Here is a 19,542-nt window from a genome sequence, read left to right as displayed (position 1 = left end):
GTCACCATCTCCAGCACACAAGATCAACTACACGACCGTCGAACCCGAGCCTAACCGACACGCCGGTCGATTCATAACGAAGTGTCGTTGCAGTACTAAGTCTTTACTCGCCAGGCCTCCGATCGAAAACCCTCGTCATTCTGAGCCCAAAAACTACGAGAAAATTCAATTATCGACGCAAAGTCGGCAAATTCCAGAATAGAGAACAGTGCAGATCCACTCAAGGAAGAACCATTATATGCTCGAGCGATCACAACGACATCGCCCCGGTAAACATAGCGCTGAACTAACCATGAATCCTGCGCCTCGGTGAGCGACACCGTCGCGGGATCATGAAATTCCTCCTCGATACGCAGGACTTCCAAGACGGCAGCAGTGTCCTCGCAAAGTCGACCTAGCCTCTCGTCCGAGAACTGCGGAAGATGCCCCAACTCCTCAAAGGCACCGTAGGCGAAGTTCGGATCAGCGCCGCCGATCAACTGGCCTTCGACAACCAGCTGAAAGCGCGACATTCCCGAACTTTCCACTGGTTCGACAACGAGGCCGAACTCGCCATCATCGGTCGAAAACCTCAACCTCTAGCCCCTCTTGATCGTAGCCGGAATATCGTCAAGCGGAATCCTCACTGGCACTCCAGATTTCGTCGCTTCGTTGCTACTGCCACTGAAGTGCCACACATCATCACCGTGCTGGGAGTACCGGTGGTATACAGCCTTTCTTCCTGAGCCAATTTTGGTCCAGCGCACCTTACCCACCTGGACACTGTTGGCGAATTGCTCCTCCGCGTCACCCGACAGTACGCCCTTCGCACGGTTGTAAGGATTAGGGCGACCGCCCGCCGGGTCGTGATGCCCTGGGTTTTCGCATACAGGACACGACGAATTGTGGACCAACACCGGCGTGGTGCCCGCGAATACATGGTACGTGTGGGTGGTGTCGATGGTGAGGTTGTAGGTGCGGAAGCTGCTGCTGTAGCGGTGCAGGGTTTGGATGGTGGCGTGGCCGTTGCCGGGTGTGTCGAGCAGGTCGCGGGCTTCAGGTTGGTGGCGTCGGTCCAGTTGTGTGGCGACGTCGCACCACAGGTGGTGTGCGGTGGAGGTGATCTTCTTCGGGCCGGCGGGGGTGTCTCCGGCGAAGCTGTTACGACAAGCGGTCGCGACCTCGTCGGCGCCTTCGGCGATGAGGCTTCTGAATTCCGCTTCAACCCCGTCGGCAGCCAGGTGAGGTGGACGCCGGCGTCGACGGCGAGTTCGGCCCCGTGGGCGGCGGCGGCGACGGCGACGGGCACGAACCACGAGCCGACTTCGACAACGCCCTTGGCGCACCCGAGGAGCGCGAACTCGCTGAAGCAGTCGTCTACGACGTCCTTGACGCCGGAGTATTCGTAGATGTCCTCCCCGACATCCTTGACTACGCCCCAGACCTTCCCCCAGAAGCGTCCGTCGTCGTCGCCATCGTCGGATCCGCCGCGTGCTGCACCGCCCGATGAGCCGCGAGCCTTCTGCCCTGGCTGCTGGTGCCAGCCGGAGGGCGGAGTTCCATTGTTCGCGGGATGCTGTTGGCTCGCCCTGCAGCCGCAGATGTTCGAGTTTTTCGTCGGACAGCTCCAGCCACCGTTGCGGCAGGCGCCGCCGCCGACGGCGCTTGCCGCCGGGCAGGTGGCAGGCGCCGTCGGGGCCCGAGCACAAGCCGGTCGCGTCGGACTCTCACACGGGGTTGTCGCTGGCGTAGGAGTAGCCGGTCATCTGCTGCGGGTCATCGGTGTTGAGCACCGGGTCGGCGATGGTGAAGCGTCCGGTCAAGGGGTCGTATTCACGCGCCCCGAGGTGCGTCAGCCCGCTGGCGTTCTGATAGCCGCCCAGGTAGCCGTGCTTGTCCGGCCAGGCGGACGGGGCCGGGCCGCGGGAGACGCCGTAGGGGTACTGGCGGCGTTGGGTGACGGCGAGGGTGTCGGCGTTGACGGTGGCGTAGGTAGTGCTCTGGGTCATCGACCACGACAGGCCGGTCTTGAAATTGCGCTCGGCGACGGGTGCGCCGTTGGACGTGTAGAACCGGGTCCCGACCGTGCTGGAGGTGCCGGTCGCGCGGAACAACTCCAGGTCATTGAGCGGCCGTCAGATAGGCGCTGGGCCCCGCCGGACACAATGCCGGCGGGGCCCAGTGGTACAGAGAACCAATCCGCTGCGGTACTCAGTCATGCTTCGCCTGGGCATCCTTTCACCTTTGTCTTCGCGATGTCGATATCCGACTCGCGAGCACTCAGACGAAGTTGCCCACCGCTGGTATATCCGCCACATACCACCAGGATCTCAGCACCCACACTGGGCCACTCGGCTTCCCTCAAGGGGAGGTCATGAATCAACACGCGATCCACAACACCAATCTCTCCTGATGACACCCTTACCCTGAGCCCGTACGGCATCTTGGCTACGACAGTGGCGAGAACGCGCAGGGTCGGGCGATCCACTGCGGGGACCAGCTCGGCGTGGAGCCCGAGCGCACAGTGGTCGTCGTGGTCGGCCTTGGCGACGGCGACGATCCACGGCTCCGCGGCGCGCGGGGTTGCGCAGTGCACGAGAGGTACCTATCAGCTCTTACCGAGCTGCGAGGCGGGCGGCTCTGAGGGCGATGCGCCGGGTCCAGCCTGCTGGTGACCGAGGTCAACGCGGTGGGATTTCGTGCTGAGCTGGAGCGTGACGATGATCGCGGCGACGACTGCGAGGCCGGTCGCGATGACGAACGACAGGCGGTAGCCGTCCACCAGGGAGCCGTTGTGGCCGTCGGTGGCCGCCGCGGCCGCGGTGGCGAGGATCGCGAGGCCGACCGCGGCGCCGGTCTGCTGGCTGGTGGTGAACAGCGCCCCGGCCAGTCCCTGGTCGCTGGCCCGGACCCCGCTGGTGATCGCGATCGACGCGGTCGGCAGCGCCAGCCCGACCCCAGCCGCGGTCAGAACCAGCCCCGGCAGCACCGCTGCCGGGTAGCTGGCGGCGGGGGTGATCTGCGCGAGCCACAGCTGCCCGGCGCCGATGCAGGCCAGTCCGGCGAGCAGAACGCCCTTGATGCTGAACCGGGCCAGCAGCCGGCGGGTACCGAGCGTGGAGACAAGCACCACCGTCGCGGTCGACGGGCCCAGCGCCAGGCCGGTCGCCACTGGGCTGAACCCCAGCACCTTCTGCATGTACAGCGACGCGAAGTACACGTAGCCGGCCAGGATGGCACCGATCAGCAGCATCGCCGCGATCGCGGCCCGCCGGGCCGGCTCCGCCAGGATCGACAAGGGCAGCATCGGGGCCGCCGCCCGCTTTTCGGCGAACACGAAGCCCGTGCTCAGCAGCACAGCCAGGACGAGAGCCGTGATGGTGACGGGCGCAGTGAAGCGGTGCTGTTGCCCACTGCTGAGTCCGAAGATCAGCGCCGCGATGCCGGTGGTCACCAGCAGCGCCCCGCGCACATCGACGCTGCCGCCGCCGGACCGTTTCCCGGCCGGCAGTCGCGGGACCAGCGCGAGCATGATGGCGATGATCGGCGGGTTGATCAGGAACACCGCCCGCCAGCCGAAGTACTGGGTGAGCAGCCCGCCGACCACTACCGCGGCGGTCGCGCCCGCGGCGGTGGTGGCCTGCCAGATCGCCAACGCCCGGTTGCGCGCAGCCCCTTCTGCGTTGGTCGTCGTCAGCAGCGACAGCGCAGCCGGGGAGACCATCGCCCCGGCCGCGCCCTGCACGATCCTGGCGATGATCAGCATGATCGGCCACTGTGCGAGCCCGCAGGCCAGCGACGCGATCCCGAACAGCGCCAGGCCGAGGGTCAGCACCTGTCGCCGGCCGAGCAGGTCCGCCAGGCGACCGCCTGCCAGCAGCAGCGACCCGAACGCCAACGCGTACCCGGTGACGATCCATTGCAACTCCGCCGCGGGCATGCCCAGCTCCCGCTGGATCGAGGGCAACGCCACGTTCACAATGCTGAAGTCCAGCTGCAGCACGAACTGGGCGGCGCAGATCAGCCAGATGACAAGCATGGCCCGCCGCGATTCGCGCGCAGCGGGTAGCGGCGCGGCGCCATTCATCGAGTGGTCTGCCATTGGCGAATCTCCTGTCGTGGCTGTGTCCCTTAGGGGTTCGTCGGCGTCAACCGCGCCCGTCGTAACTTCGATGCCGGTCCGGCGGCAGTGCGCACAGATACACTGCATCTGCCTGAGAGATGACACTGTCCAGATATGCTGCAATTCAGGCCTGGAGGCGGTGTCCGATGGAACTCAGACAGCTACGTCATTTCCTGGCGTTGGTCGAGGAACGCAGCATCACTCGCGCCGCCAAGCGCGAGCTCATCGTGCAATCGGGCCTGTCGAATTCCCTCCAGGCTCTCGAACGCGAACTCGGTACGCCCCTCTACGTCCGCGGAACCAGGCCCGTCCGACTCACTGCGGCCGGCGAGGCTTTGGTGGGCCCGGCGCGCCGGACCCTGACCAGCGCTGCGCAGGCGGAACAGGCCGTACACCACACCCGTGACGTGCTCATCGGCACACTGCGCCTCGGCATCTCGCACTCCGCTCAGCATCTGGTGCCGTTCATTTCCTATCTCGGCGAGTTCACCCGCGAACATCCCGGCATCGACCTGCGCCTGCAGTACGCGCCCGCGTTGACGATGATCTCGATGGTCGAGGCGGGAGAACTGGATTGCGTGATCGGACCCGCGGTCAACCAGGTCCCGGGCCTCCGGATGACTCGCCTGGCGCGAGAACCGCTGCACCTCGTCTGCCGTGCTGATCACCGCCTGGCAGAGCAGGCCGAGGTCACCATCAGACAACTCGCCAACGAACGGTTCGTCGAAGTACCCGCAGGGTGGACAGGTCGCCTGTTGAGTGACGCCGCGTTCGCCGGTGAAGGAATACCGCGCCGGATCGTCTGTGAGGTCGGCGACTGGGAACTGTTCCTCGAGCTGGTCAGCGCAGGCGTCGGTATCGGCTTCGCTCCAGCCGGCCTGCAGTACCCGGTGCTGACCGCGCCAGACAGCGTTCTGCGGCTCATCGCGGTTGAGGACATGCACCCGGAAAGGCACATCTACCTGATTCTGCCCTCGGTGGGCGAGACCAGTCCGGCAGCACAGCGGTTCGCCGATCAGCTGCTGCGCATCCACACCGCGGGCAGCTAACCGGCACCGGTAGTCCAACTCAGCCCTGCCACCTCGGAAGGGCGGTTGCCGGTGCGTTCACGGCGCGACCATCTGATCCTCAGATGCACTCCATCTGTGACAGGTGCGCCGCAGGCGACATCGGCGGCCACGGAGACGCGGTTATATGAAGCGAAACTTCCATCCGACCGTGGACGCCGACCCGACGGCCGCCGCAGCCGCTCTGGAAGATCCACTACCCGGTCGGCGCCTACACGGCCGAAGAGGAAAGGAGTTCGCCGAGATGAACCTCACCGACCACGCCGGAGTCCGGCTCTCACACGGCAAGCCCAAGGTCAACGGCGTGGAGATCCACTACGCCATCGGCGGCGCCGGCGAGCCGGTGTTCTTGGTACACGGCGTGCCGAAGACCATGTCGTACTGGCGCCACGTCGTGCCGCTGCTGACCCCGCACTACACCGTCATCGCGGTCGACAACCGAGGCGCCGGCGGCTCCCAGCGTCCCCAGACCGGCTACGACACCGCCACGATGGCCGCTGACGTCGCCGAACTGGCCACCCACTTGGGCTTCGACCAGTTCCGCGTCGCCGGCGAGGACTGGGGCGCGGCCATCGCCTACGCCGTCGCGGCCTTCCACCGGCCGCGGGTGCGGCAGCTGGTGTTCCAGGAAACGCTCCTGCCGGGATTGCCGGTCGGCCCGGGAATGCCGGGTGGCGGACCCGACCCCTCGCTCGCCGCCGACGACGTCCGCACCGGCTGGCACTTCAGCTTCTTCAGCCTGCCGCACGTGCCCGAGCTACTGCTGGCCGGGCGGGAACGCCCGTTCTGGACCTGGTACGCCCGACGCCACATGTGGGACCCCAGCGCGCTGGCCGAGGAGGACATCGACGAAATAGTGCACTCGGCCGAACAGCCAGGGGCACCAGCGCCATCTTGGAGATGTACCGCGCCCGCCAGGCCGACGCCGAACAGAACCGCCCGCACTACACCGACCCACTCAGCTGCCCGGTCCTGGCCGTCGGCGCCGAGGCCTATCTCGGAGACGCAGTAGCCAAACAGCTCACGCAAGTGGCCCGCGACGTCCGCGGCGTCGTCATCCCCGCGTCCGGTCACAACATCGCGTGGGAGAACCCCGCCGCCCTGGCCCAGGCGTACCTTGACTTCTTCGCCGCCGGCTGAGCCGCGGGTTCAGCCATGCCCCCTCGAACTCCGCACCGGCCGCCGACAGCACCCGAAACCCGCGCTCGTGCGCGTCCGCCACTGCCGTACGAAGCAGCGCTGTCTTGTCCACGCCGGCGTCTCCGGACAACACCAGCGCCGCCGTGCCGGCTCCGGCGCGGTCAAGGAAGGCGTCGGGCAGGGCCAGGTCGGCTTCGCGGCCGACGTTCCCCGTATCACCCGCGGCCGCCGTCCCTCCCCGGCCCACCTCGGCGCGCCCCACGCCGGGAAGCGGTGCTTCGCCAGTATGCGCCGGGCCGCCGGCGAAGACGCCCAACGATTTTTCTCGTGGGGCATCGGTCCTCCCTCGTCCTCACCGACCCGCCCAGCCATAAGCGGAACTGCTATTCCGAGCCACCCTGGTGGCGCCGTCCGGGCCCGCAAGCACCGAACGGCCCCTGCCGGCGGCCGCCGAACGGACGGCGCGCCGACGCTAGCGGCCCCCATGCCGGGCCGATTCCGTCAAACGACCTAGTGGCAGGGCCTGTGCCGATCCGACAGCCCTTCGCCGGCAGGAGATCCGGTGTTCGGCATACCCGCTCATCTCCCCCGTGGCGCTGCTCGTGCCACCGCAGGGAGCCGGAACCCAGTCCACCTACCCGAGGAGGTCCCGTGATTCTCGAGACCCTCACCGTCCACAAGGAAAACGCGGTTCTGTTCGCGGAGATCGCGGCCCCGCCCATGAACCTCCTCGGACCCGAACTGGTTCGCGACCTGGTCTCCCTCATCCGGGAAACCGAGGCCGACGACACCGTCCAGGTACTCGTGTTCACCAGCGCCGACCCCGACTACTTCATTTCCCACGTTCATTTCCCACGTCGACGTGACCCGGATAGCCCCTGTGTCCGGAGTCAGCTGACGAGGCACCGGCGCGCCGCCCCGTAGTCCGGTCAACGGTGTGGCGCCGGCAGCTGTGGCTGAACAGCCCGGCCCTGCTCGTGCACGGCATCGCCCAAGTCGGGCAAGCCACCGTGTCCCTCGTCGGCGCCCAAGTCACCCCGCTCGACAAAAGCCTCGCCACGTCGTCGCGGGACTTCCGCTGACTGTAGGGTCTCGCGGCTGATGACGTAGCCGCAGGAGCTATGTCGCACGGATGTCGTATGCGAATCCGGATGAGGCCTCGGCCCTCCACCCGAGCGATGGCCGCCAGAAAGTCGACCTCGGAGATGCCGCGCAGCCCGAGTCACCAAAGGTGCAGGAAGTCCCGGACGTCATCAAAGCCGTCGATTGCCCGCGCGTCCACATCTGTCGGGTCCGCCTCAGCACGCGCCGCCAACGACGCTGCCAGCGCCAAGGCCTCATCGCTGAGACGACCGAACCGCCGAACGGTATGTCCCAAGCACAGGCCGGCCAGCCCGAGTAAAGGGCTGCCCGACACGGCCCGCGTCCCGACCTCAACGCACCAGCGCTCGACGAACGTCTGCTCGTCGTCGTTCAACGCAGTTCCGACCAACACACTCGCCGCCTCGGGCTCAAACACCGGGTTCCCGAGCGCTCGCTCCAACGTTTCGACGACCACATCGTGCGCCGGCGCGGGAGGGTTCTCGAAACGTCGATGAGATCGCACGCCACGACCTTATGTACTCCGCCGACCGACAAGGTCGCGCCCCGCGAGTTCTGGGACGTTGCTCGCACGACGGCAGCGTGCCCGGTCTGATCGACAGCCAACTGCACCAGTTCAACGCTGCGTTCGACCGGCCCACCGTGTCGTTGCTCGAAGCAGCGCGATCACCGCGCGCGAGGCCCTGCACCTCTACACGCCCGGCAGTGCCACCACGCAGTTCGCCGAGCACACCCTCGGCACGATCGACCGTGGCAAGCTGGCCGACGTCGTCGTGCTCGGCGCCGACCCGCTGTCGGTGGATCCAGGTGCCATCAAGGACATCGGCGTCGACCTGACCGTTGTGGACGGTCGGGTGGTGTACGAGAAGGCCTGATCAAGCGGTCTTCTCGGCCGCCCAGTTGCGCACGGCGGGCGCGTAGCCGGCCGGCTTGTCGCCGACGTCGGGCCGGTGCTGACCAGCCACGACTGGTACTCCGGCGTGAACATGCGGTAGACGCCGACCGGGTGTGCCGCACTGACGCGGTCGAGATCGGCGCGCTTCTCCGCCCGGGGTCGAGGAAGTTGCCGCGGGCCTCGACGTAACGCCGGAAGATCGGCCGGGCTTCGTCCGCGGTCCTGCCCGTTGGGGCGTGGAACCCCGCCGTGTCGAAGTTCATGGTCCCGAGCGCGAGCCGGCTGACGCGGCATGACCCCACCGTGCTCGGCCAAAAATGAACCCGCAAGTCCAAAGCTGGTCACGCCGGAAGAACCGGGCCGGGAGGGCTGCGCCTCCCTCCCGGCCCGGGACTAGCGGCCCGCGGTGAACGACACCGTGAGACCGCCGAGACGGGCGATGTGCGGTCCGCTCGCCAGGTTCCGCAGGTCGAACGACAGCCGCGCCGTCCGGTCGGTGCCGAGGGACACCGTCTGCTCGCCGGCGACCGTGCCGTCGAGCCAGAGCACGCCCGTATACGAGCCGGAGCGCTCGCCGACGTTCTTCACCGCCGCCGTGATCCGCGGGTGGCCGTGGGAATCGGCCGCGAGGTCCGAGACGGCGAAGCGCGGTTCGGGGCCCGGGGTGCGGTCGTGGACGAACACGTCGGAGTAGCCGTTCGTGTCCCCGGCGACGAGGTTCGTCGCCGCGCTTTCGAAGGCGACGTACTTGCCGTCGGTGCTGATCGACGGGAAGTCGCTGTATGCGTCACCCAATTCGCCGTGCGGGCCGCCGGAGATCTTCTCGGTCGTCCCGGCGTGCAGATCGCGCACGTAGACGTCGGAGAAGGCGTCGTCGCCGGCGACGAGGTTGGTGGCGAAGCTGAAGAACGCCACGAACGCGCCGTTCGCGCTGATCCGCGGGGTGGCGGTGTAAGCGTTCGCGCCGCCGGCTGCGCCCAGCGCCTGCGTCACGAGAGTGTTGGTGTGCGTCTGCCGGTCGTAGACGTACACCTGGAAACCCTCTTCGGTGCCGCTGATCGCATACGCGACCTTGCGGCCGTCGGCACTGATCGACGGCTGCGTGGCCTCGGCTCCTCCGGGCGCCGGGATCATCTCCGTGGTCCCGGTGCGCCGGTCGCGCACGAACACGTCGCGGTGGGTGTTCGCGGTGCCGGGCACGAGGTTCTCCGCGCCGCTTTCGAACGCCACGAACCGGCCGTCGGCGCTGACACTCGGCTCGAGCGAATCACCGTCCGCCGACACGCCACCCGCGCCGGCCGACACCAGCTCGGTGCGGCCGCTGACGCGGTCGCGCAGGAACACGTCCTGGCGGCCGTTGGTGTCCCCGGGCACCAGGTTGGTGGCGGTGCTGAGGAACACGGCGTAGCGGTCGTCCGAGGTCATGGCCGGCTGGCTCGACGACTGGTTCGCCTGCTCCCCGCCGGTGCCGACGGAGATCCGCTCGGTCTTGCCCGTCTTGCGGTCGTGCACGAACGCGTCGGGCACACCGTTGGTGTCACCCGGCACGAGGTTCGTGGCGCCGCTGAGGAAACCGACGTACCGGCCGTCGGGGCTGACGGTGGGGCTGATGGCCCACGCGTTCGCGCCCGTGCCGTCGGAGGCGACAGACATCCGCTCGACGATCCCGGTGCGGGCGTCCCGCGCGAAGACGTCGACGTCCTCGTTGGTGTCGCCCGGCACAAGGTCAGGCGCCAGGTCGCCGAAGGCGATCACGCCGCCGTCGCCGCTGAGCGCGGGCCAGAACGCGTCCGCGTGGACCTCCTGTCCGGTCCCGGTCAACGAGACCCGCTGGGTCGCGGCCGGGCGAGGCAACGCGAAGTCCGTGCCGGTGTGGGACTTCTTGCCCGTGACACCGACTTGCCGAGGCTCGGTGGCCGAGATGCCGGGCGCGGACGCGGACACCTGGTAGGTGCCCTCGGGGACGTTCGGCACGGTGTAGCGGCCGTTGCGGTCGGACACCGCGGTGAGCTCGTCCGGGACACCGAGCACGCGGACGGTGGCGCCGGGCACCGCCGAACGCGTCGGGCCGAAGGTCACGCGGCCGGTGATCGTGCCGCGCGGGGTCGGCTGGAGCGTGATCTTCAGGTCGGCGATCGCGTCGTCCACGACGGTGGCGCTCACGTGCTGGTCGCGGTAACCGAAGCGGGACAGCGCGAGGTCGTAGCGGCCGGCTGGCAGGCGGAGCGTGAAGTGCCCCGCTGCGTCGGTCGTGGCCTTGCGGCCGGTCGAGGTGACCATGATCGTGGTGCCGGACAGGGGCGCCCGCGTCCCGTCGGCCGTCACCGTGCCGCTGACGCCGCTGGTGAGCGATGCTTCGGCGACGGCCGCGTACGCGTCGATCCGGCCCGCACCGTAGCGGGTGTTGGGAAGTGCGCCGTAGCGGTCGTCGGAGAATGCCGTGCCGTCGAGGATGTCGAGGGTTTCGTCCACGCTGAGGCCGGGGTTCGCCTGCCGCATCAGCGCGACCGTGCCCGAGACGTGCGGCGTGGCCATCGACGTGCCGCTCAGGCTGCCGTACTCGCCGCCGGGCAGGCTCGACGTCACGTCGAGACCGGGCGCGGACAGGTCGGGCACGACGTAGCTGGCGGGCCAGGACTCCGGCGCGTTCTGCCAGTCCGTCTTGTGGACGACACCGCCGCAGGAGAAATCGGGCACGTTGTCGTCGGCGTCGGTCGCGCCGACACCCACCGACTCGTAGATGTTGCCCGGACTGGCCGAGCCGCCGGGCACGCAGTCGTTGCCGATGGCGAAGGCCGGGAACGCGCCGGCGAGGTAGATGTTGCGCGCGGGCTCCACCATCTCCTCGGCGTAGCCCTCTTCGCCGAGGGACATGCTGACGACGTCGGCCGGCTTACCGGCGGGCCTGCCGTCGGCGTCGTACGGCGCGATCGCCCACTGCATGCCGGCGACGACCTGCGCGAGCGTGCCGGACCCGCCGGGGATCACGAGGCCTGCCATCAGATCCGCGCCGGGCGCGACACCGATCTGCTCGCCGGACGCGGCGCCGCCGGCGATGGTGCCGGCGACGTGGGTGCCGTGGTAGGCGCTGTCGTGCGGCGTGGAGTGCACGGGCGTGCCGTCCTCACCGAACTCCAGCCAGCCACCGGGGTGCTCCGGATCGGCAGGGTCGTCGGTCACGAGCTTGCCCGCGAGGTCGGGGTGCTCGGCGTCGATGCCGGTGTCGAGGATCGCCACGCGCACACCCTTGCCGGTGAGCCCGCGTTCCTGTTGCACGCGGTCGGCGCCGATCTTCTGCACGCCCCACGTCGCCGTTTCGCCCGCCTGGCGAGCGGAGACCTTCTTGACCGGCGGCTCGGTCGGCGTGGTGAGGGTGAAGTTCGGGATCACGTGGTCGACCAGTGGCAGCGCGGCGACGGCGTCGAGGGTGGCCGGCGTGGCGCGCACGAGGACCATGTTCTTGAGCCAGAAGGTGTTCACGACCTGATCGCCGCGCGCGTCGACGAGGTTCACCACCGGCGCCTGCATGGCGGCGGCCGAATCGGCGAGCTGTCGGCGTGCGTCGGCGCGCGTGAGCCCGGTGCGGTCCTTGAGGACCACGGCGGCTTCGAACCGGGTGCCCGGGCCCATCCGGGCCGCGGCCATCCGGGTTCTCAGTTCCTGGGCGATCTTCGGCGAGTGGGCCGGTCCGGTGGGGGCGGCCGACGCCGGTACCGCGGGCAGTGCGCCCAGCGTCCCGGCGGTGACCAGCACCGCGAGGACCAGGCGTTGCCCGCGCGTCCGCAAGGCGGACAGGGACATGGGGAGACTCCTTCGCTCCGTCATCTCTGGCAGGGGAGATGTGGCGGGCGCGTCGGGGTGGGCGCCCGCCACCGGAAAACGGTGCAGGAGTGATCAGGGGCGTGACAAGCTCGCAGGGTGGCCAGTTCCGGTCAGCTGTCGGGTTTCCGACATCCTTCGTGGTCCGGACCAGTGGGAGGAACGACGTGCTCGAGGCGATCGGGCTCAGCGGTGACGACGAGGCGGTCTACGACGCGCTCGTCCACCGGACGCAGGCGACGGCCGCCGAACTGGCGGAAGACTGCCGCCGCCCGCCGGCGAGCGTGCGCCGGGCGGTGCAGCGGCTCGTGGACCTCGGGTTGGCGACGCGCTCGGCGGGGCGCCCGGCGCGGTTCGTCGTGGTGCCACCGGACAGCGCGATCGAGGCCGTGCTGCAGGAACGCGAAGCAGCGCTGCGCGACACGCGCCGTCACATCGCGACGTTGACGGCCGCCTACCGTGCGAGCACCCGCTTCGCGCAACCGGGCGAGCTGGTGGAGGTGATCTCCGGGCGCGACGAGGTCAATGAGCGATGGGCGTGCGTGCAGCAGGAGGTCCTTGTGCAGATGCGCGGGTTCGACCGCCCGCCGTACGCCGCGCCGAACGGGCACCAGGAGCCGAACCACATCGAGCTCGCGCTACTGGAGCGGGGCGTGCGCTACCGCGTCGTATACGACAAGAGCGCGCTCGAACTCAGCGGCGTCCTCGACGACATCGCGGTCGGTGTGCGCCACGGTGAGGAGGCCCGGATCGCCGGCGAGGTGCCGATGAAGCTCGCGATCGCGGACGACCGGTACGCGATGATTCCCTTGCTGCGCCCCGGGGACGTGGCGTTGACAGCTTCGTACGTGATCCACCCGTCGCCGCTGCTGGACGCGCTGATCGCGTTGTTCGAGGCGGTGTGGGCGCGGAGCGTGCCGTTCCAGTCGGGCGCTTCGGACGCGTTGCCGCCCGGCGAGGCGCAGCTGCTGATGCTGCTGGCGTCCGGGCTGACGGACAAGGCGGTCGGGCGCGCGCTGGGCTGGAGCGAGCGCACGGTGCAGCGGCACGTCACGAAGCTGATGCACCGCGTCGGCGCGCGCACCCGGTTCCAGATCGCGATGGAAGCCACGCGGCGAGGCTGGCTGTGATCATCGGCTCGAAGCCGTAGCGAGCGGCGAGGCACGCTGGACGGTTTGGCGCGCGCGTGCCGCCTCCGTACCGGTCGGCCGAGGAGATGGCTGACGTCATCGCCGATGGCGGGCGCGGGCAGGCTACGACGTCGCCTTCCCCGAATGCGGGACCTCGCTTCGCCGTGCCTTCGGCGAGCGCGTCGCCCCAGACGTCGTTTCTTGGCCCGAGGTTCACTCGCTGGTTGGGTGGCAGCGGGATCGCGTCGTGCTCACCCGGCTCCCGGGTGCCATCCTGCCAGGACGCCGGCGCCGCGCACTTCCCGAAGCCGTTGCGCTCCACTGCGGTCCGGTGGCCCATGCTGAACTCGGCACGGAGCCGCCGCGCCGGCTCCGGTGCGGCGCGGTGCGGTGCGGTGCGGTGCGGTGCGGTGCGGTGCGGTGCGGCGAAGGATGCGCCGCTACGACGGCTACTTGCGGCCGTCGGGCTCGGCGTTGTGCCAGGCTCCGGTTCCGGCGCCCGCCGGAGCGCACTACACCCAGCGCGAAACCCTTCACCACCAGGCCCTGAGCCCCAGGTCAGGGGTTCGTCGGTGCCTCGCCGCGTTTCAGGGCGGCGATGGTGGCCCGGATTCTCTCTTCTTCCTCGTCAGCGGCTGAGCCCATGCCGGTGACCCGTTCCATGTGGACGACCAGGAGGGCTTCAAGCCGATTCAGCCATTGGGCGTTCGATTCGCCGGGTCTCTGCTGTACCTGGTCAGCCATGCCCTCAGAGTACGGCTTCGCCCTGACCCGCGAAGCCGCTTGGAAGCCGATCTTGGCTAAAAAATCAGTCTCCGCACACAAGCGCGGCGTTACGGACTGTGGCAGCAGTGTCGCGCCATGACGACTGTACGTAGTGATGTCCCGGCGGGCCGGCCGTGCTGATCCCCGGCACGGTGCCCGGAGGCCCGGGCCGCCCCGAGCTGATGGCCGTGCGCTCCAGCGGCGGCCTGAATCGCCACTCCTCGACAAAGCAGGCCGGCGAGGCGCTGTGCCGAGGACTGCGCAGCGGGACCGTCCTCCTCGACCTCGGCCCGCTGTACCCGGAGTTGTCCCCGACCGCGTCTGCCGGCGCTGTCTGCCGGCCGCGAGACCCACCCCGCGGTCTCGCCGGCCCGGTGCGCAAACTGGCTTACCGCAGGTACAGCGAGGCCCGCGCGGCGCGGTGGCTGCTCCTGCCGGCCGCCGACCGGATCGACGCGTGGGAACACCAACCTCCGCTCGTTCGCCACGGTCCGCCCGGACCAACCCCGTCACCGAAACCGGTTTCCCCAGCGAGTTCCGCCACGGCTTTTCATCGCGGGTCGGTAAGAAACGCGCGGACGTCAGGCACCACCTGCTGGACCCGGTCATCGTGGCAGGAGCTTGGGCGCTGGCCGGCGGCCTCGTCGTCGCGGCGGTCAGGAAACTTCTCCGCAGCCGATGACAGAACCAGGTCAGACCCGTCCGCCCGGGCTAACCGGACTCGTCGCGGTCGCGCATCGCCGCGTAAGCCGCCGTCATGACCCAGCCGTACGCGATGCGTGGCACCACGTCGGACACCCAGTCCGACAGCGACCAGTTGCGCGGGTTCGACACCCCGATCGCCGCCATCGGCGCGGCCGACACGGCGATGGCGCGGTGGTGGCCGCTCCGGGCCCGTCCGCGGGGATCGTGATACCGGCCAAGTCGGCCAACCGCGTCACACTCTGCTCCGGGGTCCGGCTGGCCGGCCTGCCGCGCAGCGCCATGTCCAGGTAGGTGACGGCGTGCAACGCCGTCGTACCCGCCGCCTCCGCGGCGAGGCCACGGAGAATCGATCTCATCATGCCGACGGGTGCCCGCACTCACACCGGCGAAACCCGAACGCCCGGCGCGGCGATGGCACGGGGGTCGTTGTCGACAGGAACGAGGAGCGGCCGAGCAGGTCGACCCGGGTGCCCACGAACGGCGGCAGATGTGTGGCCTCGAGCACGGGTAGCGGTCGATCAGCCGGTATGGAACAGGGTGGCGCTTCTGCTTCATCACCTCACCGGTAACCACGATTGACGCGTTAAGCCGGGTGAACCAAGTCAGTCGCGCGCCGGCGCCAGCCGTCCCCGCGAGGGCGAGCATGACCGTGCCGGACCCCGCGCCGACGGCCCGGCGAGCACGAGGTCGCCGGGCCAGCACGCCGCCGTTACGCCCGGCGAAGAGGCCGAAGGGTGGAGCACCGAATTTGCGGCGCCCCACCCTGGCCGGCGATCAGAGACCGGCGAGCACCGCGAACGGATCGGCCGCGCCACCGTTGTCGAGGGCGGCGATGCGGCGGCCCAGGGTGAAGGCGGCGCCCGGGGCGAGCGTGATCTTCCGCTGCGTCATGGCCCAGATGCCGCACGCGTACACCGTGAAGCCCGGTTCGTCGTAGAGCAAGCCGTAGGTCTGGCGGTCGGAGCCGGTCATGCCCAGCCACGGGGCGGTGGGGGTGAAGTCGGCGGGCGCGGAGGCGGTGATGGCGCCGTGGCCGGCGATGCCGCTGCGCTGGCCGGTGCCGTCGTGGTCGAGGACGTCGCCGATCCAGAACGTGCGGGCAGCGTCGGCGGTGTTGGTGAACACGGTCTCCGCGCGCACCCACGGCTCGCCCGTGCGCACGCCGAACGTGGTCACCACGCCGATGCCCGCCACCGCGGTACTCGCGCCGGTCACCCGGACCTCGGTCGGCGAGATGAGCTCGACGGCGGTGGCCCGCACGGTCAGCTGCTGCCACGCGTTTCCGCCGCGCGGCTGCGCCGCCGACGCGTAGGGCAGGTTCATCCAGTCGAGCTGGTCGAGGTGCCCGAGCGCGGCGAGGTCGAGCGGCTTGCCCAGCGTGACACCGGGCAGCTGGGGGTCGGTGGTGCCGGCCGAAATCGCCAGCGCCAGCAGGTCGTTGGCCAGCACGAAATCCGACGCGGTGGCCTGCGACTGCGGGCCGGGCACCGTGCGACCCTTCGCCGCGCCGGCCACCGACCGCGCCAGCCGGAAGTCCACTGTGGACCCGCCGGTCGCGCCGATCCGCGCCGGCATGGACGCCAGGTCGTAGCCGACCCCGTTGACGCGCAACGTGTAGGCGCCGGCAGGGGCGAAGGCGACGTACTCGCCGGTCGGGTCGGTCGTGACGGCGACGAGGCGCGACCCGTCCTCCCGGTGCACGGCGACCTCGACATTGCCCAGCGGCTTGCCGTTCGCGCGGTCGGTGACCACCCCGACCAGGCCGTCGCCGTCGTCGACGCGGTACGCGCCCGGCACGCCGTCGCGCACCTCGTAGGCCGCGATCGTGTAGGCGGGCGACGCCGCGTCGCTCGCATTGAGCACGATCCGCAGGTCGCTGCGCCACTTCTCGCGGGTGACCACGCACTTCACGTAGCCGCGGTAGGTGCCGTTGTAGAACTTGACGTGCGGGTTCGCCGGCAGGCCCAGTCGGACGTCGGCGTCCCAGCCGGCACCCGACGAGATCGAGGTGCCCACGAATTCGGTGGCGATCGTGCGTGAGTGCGGGTCGTCGAAGTCGGTCTTGAGATCGTTGACCCAGTGCGTATGCCAGTCGCCGCTCAGCACCACCGGGTTGGCGGGCCGCTCGCGGGCGATGAAGTCGAGGATGCGCGCGCGGGCCGGCGGGTAGCCGTCCCACTGGTCCAGGTTGACGATCTTGTCCGGCCCGAGGTCGTAGTCGAACTGCGCCATGATGGTCTGCTGCGCGATCACGTTCCAGATGGCCTTCGACGCGGCGAGACCGTCGAGCAGCCAGCGCTCCTGCTCGGATCCCGTGAGCGTGCGCGCCGGGTCGAACACCTCGCCGGTCGGTTCTTTGCGGCCGTCGCCCAGCGCCTGGTCGGAGCGATACTGGCGCGTGTCGAGGATGCTGAACTCCGCGAGCCGGCCGAAGCTCATCCGCCGGTACATCAGCGCGTCCGGACCGTGCGCCTGCTGCTCGGGGCGCATCGGCAGGTGCTCGTAGTACGCCTGGTAACCGTTGGCGCGCCGCTCCAGGAACGGCCGGCCGTCCCCGGCGCCGCCCGCGACGTCGCCGGCGTAGTTGTTCTGCACCTCATGGTCGTCCCAGGTGAGGAAGAACGGGAACCTCGCGTGTGCCGCGCGCAGGTCCGGGGAGGTCTTGTACAGCGCGTGCAGCCGACGGAACTCGTCGAGGCCGCCCTTGGTAGTCTCGTAGATGTAGTCGCCGAGGTGCACGACGAAGTCGAGGTCCTGCCCGGCCAGGTCGCGGTAGGCCGGGTACGGCCCGCCAGCCCACGACTGGCACGACACGAACGCGAACCGCATCACGTCCGGCTTCGCCCCGGGCGCTGGCAGCGTGCGCGTGCGGCCGGTACGGCTGCGGACGCCGTCAGCCGTGAAGCGGTACCAGTACCACCGATCCGGCGCCAGGTCTGTCGCCAGCACGTGCACGGTGTGCGCCGACTCGGGCACCGCGGTGACCGCCCCGCGCGCGATCACGTGGCGGAACCCTTCGTCGCGCGCCAGCTCCCACGTCACCTGCACCGGCTCGGCCGGCATCCCGCCGGTCGCCGCGTCCAGGGGGTCCGGCGCGAGCCGCGTCCACAGCACCACGCTCGTGTGGTCGGGCTCGCCGGAAGCCACCCCCAGGGTGAACGGCGCGGGGTCCAGCTCCGCCGCTTCCGCGAGCTGCCCCGCCCCCAGCGCCACCGCACCGACCGTGCCACCGGCCAGCGTCAGGAACCGCCGCCGATCCAGAGAAAACGTCGCCATCTGTCCGTCTCGTCCGTTCTGTCGCCCAAACCTCGGCGAGCGTGCCGGACCCAGGTGCCGACCTCGTGGCGGCGAGTTGAACGGCTCCGGTACACCGGACGTCCGGTGTTGGTGGTCGGCAGAAGACTTCCCAGGCCGCCCCCAGCGATCGCCCGGAAAAGCTTGAGTACTGCGGATTCATCAGAATTCGAAGGCAGCGGCGCGGAGTTCTTTTTGACCTCCTTCGAAGTGCGCAGCCTGCAGGAACTGATGGCCGCCGGAGCGCTCGCGTGCCGACAGGGCACGTTGATGCCCGGGGCTGGTCACGATTTCGAGGGTGATGTCGACGATCGGCCGGCCGTTCGACCACCCAGGCGTCCGACCGGCGAACCGCCGGGCGAGGTGGTGGTTCAACGCGAAGGAACGTGTCTTGAAGCGTTGCGTTGCCGTGGAGTGGTTGCGTCACATTCGGTTCGCGCAGGCGATGCAGGTCCGCGTCGCCGGCAGGTCGGCGAGCCGGCCTTCGGAGATCGGGCCCGCCCTACTTATCGCGAACCGATCCGGTCACGAACTGTAGCGCTGGACTATTGCGCTCTGGTCCACGAGCGATTATTCGTGCTCGCCGACGAGCACGCCCTCGACACCGTGATCGCGGTCTGGCAGGTGCCTCAGGCCAGGACAGCCGGCCGAGCAGCCTTTAGGCACTGACGGTGACCGGCGTCTGAACGGCGCCGTGAGCGTTCGGTGATGTCCCGCACTACACCGGGGAACTTGGGGAATCCGCTACCGCCTGGCGCTGGCCGCGCTCGACCCAGCCACGGCCGCGACCGAGCTGGACGACTGGGTCCGCCGCCGCACAGAGCGAGATGCCCGAGCCAACACCGGTGTCGGGCGGTCCGGCCCCCATGAACTCGCAGACCCAGCTGCGTTGGATCAGCGTCCGCTCCCACCACCTGTAGGCCGCGGCAGAGGCCTCCGGCACCGCGCGTTGGCGCTGGCCGACCGGCTCGCTCTCCGAGCGCACCCTGGCCTGTCGCCGAGCTCCAGGACCAAGCCTCCGAAGCAAAGCCCGACGCCGATGGCGGCAACTCGAAACGCGAACAGCCACCCACCACCGGCGCCTTCCGGTAGGAATAGACGATGCCCTCGATCACGGCCGAAAGCCGTCGTCGGGATCCAGCGGCGATCTTGTTGCTTCGGCGCGCTGGCGCTCGCCGTGATCCTCGTGGTCCGGCGCCGGCCACTCCCCCGCGATCCCGCGCTGGGGGCCACCTCGCAGTGGTGTCAGTGCTGTTGTGCGCGACGCCGTACCTGCTGTTCTCGTGGGCGGAGCAGTACATCCCCTCCGGGCTGGCCAGCATCTTCAACGCGACCACCCCTTGCTGAGCTCGGGTTGGTTGAATATCTCCCTGTTCAGGTAGCCGGCACCACGTTGTGGTTGATCCGGAACATGTTGGCCGGGTCGTACTTCGACTTCACGGCCGCGAGGCGTCGGTAGCGCTCCGGTCCGTAGATCACGGCGGCGTCGGGCGCTTCCTCGGGGGCGAGGTTGTTGACCAGCCG

The 19,542-nt window shown here is 69.3% G+C and carries 18 protein-coding genes and 1 pseudogene; 8 read left to right on the top strand and 11 right to left on the bottom strand.

Annotated elements, in window-relative coordinates; all coding sequences use genetic code 11:
* Positions 1–95: 95 nt before the first annotated feature.
* Complete coding sequence (locus tag ACFY1H_RS49340; RefSeq protein WP_386956755.1) at positions 96–575, bottom strand: hypothetical protein; 480 nt, start codon at positions 573–575, stop codon at positions 96–98.
* A 650-nt stretch (positions 576–1,225) separates the two neighbouring features.
* Between ACFY1H_RS49340 and ACFY1H_RS49335 the strand changes: the two genes are divergently transcribed.
* Positions 1,226–1,489, top strand: a complete 264-nt coding sequence (locus tag ACFY1H_RS49335) for a hypothetical protein (protein WP_386956754.1) — start codon at positions 1,226–1,228, stop codon at positions 1,487–1,489.
* A gap of 217 nt (positions 1,490–1,706) precedes the next feature.
* Here ACFY1H_RS49335 and ACFY1H_RS49330 read toward each other — a convergent pair whose 3' ends face one another.
* From ACFY1H_RS49330 to ACFY1H_RS49320, 3 genes are all read right to left on the bottom strand, one after another.
* Entirely contained in the window at positions 1,707–2,093 is a 387-nt protein-coding gene (locus ACFY1H_RS49330) for an RHS repeat-associated core domain-containing protein (RefSeq protein ID WP_386956753.1), read from the bottom strand.
* Positions 2,094–2,194: 101 nt separating this feature from the next.
* Complete coding sequence (locus ACFY1H_RS49325; RefSeq protein ID WP_386956752.1) at positions 2,195–2,575, bottom strand: hypothetical protein; 381 nt, start codon at positions 2,573–2,575, stop codon at positions 2,195–2,197.
* Between the two features lie 12 nt (positions 2,576–2,587).
* Positions 2,588–4,081: an MFS transporter gene (locus tag ACFY1H_RS49320; protein ID WP_386956751.1), complete on the bottom strand. Its 1,494-nt coding sequence runs from the start codon at positions 4,079–4,081 to the stop codon at positions 2,588–2,590.
* Between the two features lie 167 nt (positions 4,082–4,248).
* Here ACFY1H_RS49320 and ACFY1H_RS49315 point away from each other — a divergent pair, with 167 nt between their 5' ends.
* The 4 genes from ACFY1H_RS49315 (at position 4,249) to ACFY1H_RS49300 (ending at position 7,391) form a co-directional block, all read left to right on the top strand.
* Positions 4,249–5,151, top strand: a complete 903-nt coding sequence (locus ACFY1H_RS49315; RefSeq protein ID WP_386956750.1) for a LysR family transcriptional regulator — start codon at positions 4,249–4,251, stop codon at positions 5,149–5,151.
* A gap of 262 nt (positions 5,152–5,413) precedes the next feature.
* On the top strand, positions 5,414–6,181 hold the full coding sequence (locus ACFY1H_RS49310; protein WP_386956749.1) for an alpha/beta fold hydrolase: 768 nt from the start codon (positions 5,414–5,416) through the stop codon (positions 6,179–6,181).
* 779 nt (positions 6,182–6,960) lie between these two features.
* The gene (locus tag ACFY1H_RS49305) at positions 6,961–7,233 is read left to right on the top strand and encodes a hypothetical protein (RefSeq protein WP_386956748.1); all 273 of its coding nucleotides are present in this window, start codon (positions 6,961–6,963) and stop codon (positions 7,231–7,233) included.
* 11 nt (positions 7,234–7,244) lie between these two features.
* Positions 7,245–7,391 (top strand): hypothetical protein, encoded by a 147-nt coding sequence (locus tag ACFY1H_RS49300; RefSeq protein ID WP_366589405.1) that lies wholly within the window; start codon positions 7,245–7,247, stop codon positions 7,389–7,391.
* Between the two features lie 140 nt (positions 7,392–7,531).
* On the opposite strand, the gene ACFY1H_RS49295 is transcribed toward ACFY1H_RS49300, so the two are convergent.
* A complete protein-coding gene (locus tag ACFY1H_RS49295) occupies positions 7,532–7,786 on the bottom strand; it encodes a hypothetical protein (RefSeq protein ID WP_386956747.1) in 255 nt (84 codons plus the stop codon).
* Between the two features lie 187 nt (positions 7,787–7,973).
* On the opposite strand from ACFY1H_RS49295, the gene ACFY1H_RS49290 reads away from it, so the two are divergent.
* Positions 7,974–8,285: an amidohydrolase family protein gene (locus ACFY1H_RS49290; protein WP_386956746.1), complete on the top strand. Its 312-nt coding sequence runs from the start codon at positions 7,974–7,976 to the stop codon at positions 8,283–8,285.
* A gap of 413 nt (positions 8,286–8,698) precedes the next feature.
* On the opposite strand, the gene ACFY1H_RS49285 is transcribed toward ACFY1H_RS49290, so the two are convergent.
* Entirely contained in the window at positions 8,699–12,106 is a 3,408-nt protein-coding gene (locus tag ACFY1H_RS49285; RefSeq protein WP_386956745.1) for a S8 family serine peptidase, read from the bottom strand.
* Positions 12,107–12,291: 185 nt separating this feature from the next.
* Here ACFY1H_RS49285 and ACFY1H_RS49280 point away from each other — a divergent pair, with 185 nt between their 5' ends.
* On the top strand, positions 12,292–13,254 hold the full coding sequence (locus ACFY1H_RS49280) for a helix-turn-helix domain-containing protein (protein ID WP_366589415.1): 963 nt from the start codon (positions 12,292–12,294) through the stop codon (positions 13,252–13,254).
* A gap of 558 nt (positions 13,255–13,812) precedes the next feature.
* On the opposite strand, the gene ACFY1H_RS49275 is transcribed toward ACFY1H_RS49280, so the two are convergent.
* The 4 genes from ACFY1H_RS49275 to ACFY1H_RS49260 all read right to left on the bottom strand — a co-directional run bounded on the left by ACFY1H_RS49275 (position 13,813) and on the right by ACFY1H_RS49260 (position 18,393).
* Complete coding sequence (locus tag ACFY1H_RS49275; protein ID WP_366589417.1) at positions 13,813–13,998, bottom strand: hypothetical protein; 186 nt, start codon at positions 13,996–13,998, stop codon at positions 13,813–13,815.
* A 732-nt stretch (positions 13,999–14,730) separates the two neighbouring features.
* On the bottom strand, positions 14,731–14,868 hold the full coding sequence (locus ACFY1H_RS49270) for a hypothetical protein (RefSeq protein ID WP_366589419.1): 138 nt from the start codon (positions 14,866–14,868) through the stop codon (positions 14,731–14,733).
* Between the two features lie 630 nt (positions 14,869–15,498).
* Positions 15,499–18,000, bottom strand: a complete 2,502-nt coding sequence (locus ACFY1H_RS49265; protein ID WP_386956744.1) for an alkaline phosphatase D family protein — start codon at positions 17,998–18,000, stop codon at positions 15,499–15,501.
* A 180-nt stretch (positions 18,001–18,180) separates the two neighbouring features.
* A complete protein-coding gene (locus tag ACFY1H_RS49260; RefSeq protein WP_366589423.1) occupies positions 18,181–18,393 on the bottom strand; it encodes a hypothetical protein in 213 nt (70 codons plus the stop codon).
* Between the two features lie 784 nt (positions 18,394–19,177).
* Between ACFY1H_RS49260 and ACFY1H_RS49255 the strand changes: the two are divergent.
* Positions 19,178–19,359 (top strand): annotated as a pseudogene (locus tag ACFY1H_RS49255) (EamA family transporter); the annotation flags it as partial.
* 33 nt (positions 19,360–19,392) lie between these two features.
* Here ACFY1H_RS49255 and ACFY1H_RS49250 read toward each other — a convergent pair.
* Positions 19,393–19,497 (bottom strand): BBE domain-containing protein, encoded by a 105-nt coding sequence (locus ACFY1H_RS49250; protein ID WP_386956756.1) that lies wholly within the window; start codon positions 19,495–19,497, stop codon positions 19,393–19,395.
* Positions 19,498–19,542 lie beyond the last annotated feature (45 nt).

The sequence above is a fragment of the Amycolatopsis sp. NPDC001319 genome (assembly GCF_042896185.1).
Lineage (GTDB): Bacteria > Actinomycetota > Actinomycetes > Mycobacteriales > Pseudonocardiaceae > Amycolatopsis.
Note: the sequence above shows the minus strand (reverse complement) of the source record. Positions and strands in the feature narration are given on the sequence as shown.

Excerpts from the sequence above, each read along its gene's own strand:
- ACFY1H_RS49320 (WP_386956751.1), bottom strand. The coding sequence starts at position 4,081 with ATGGCAGACCACTCGATGAATGGCGCCGCGCCGCTACCCGCTGCGCGC.
- ACFY1H_RS49315 (WP_386956750.1), top strand. The coding sequence starts at position 4,249 with ATGGAACTCAGACAGCTACGTCATTTCCTGGCGTTGGTCGAGGAACGC.
- ACFY1H_RS49310 (WP_386956749.1), top strand. The coding sequence starts at position 5,414 with ATGAACCTCACCGACCACGCCGGAGTCCGGCTCTCACACGGCAAGCCC.
- ACFY1H_RS49285 (WP_386956745.1), bottom strand. The coding sequence starts at position 12,106 with ATGTCCCTGTCCGCCTTGCGGACGCGCGGGCAACGCCTGGTCCTCGCG.
- ACFY1H_RS49275 (WP_366589417.1), bottom strand. The coding sequence starts at position 13,998 with ATGGCTGACCAGGTACAGCAGAGACCCGGCGAATCGAACGCCCAATGG.
- ACFY1H_RS49270 (WP_366589419.1), bottom strand. The coding sequence starts at position 14,868 with ATGGCGGCGATCGGGGTGTCGAACCCGCGCAACTGGTCGCTGTCGGAC.
- ACFY1H_RS49265 (WP_386956744.1), bottom strand. The coding sequence starts at position 18,000 with ATGGCGACGTTTTCTCTGGATCGGCGGCGGTTCCTGACGCTGGCCGGT.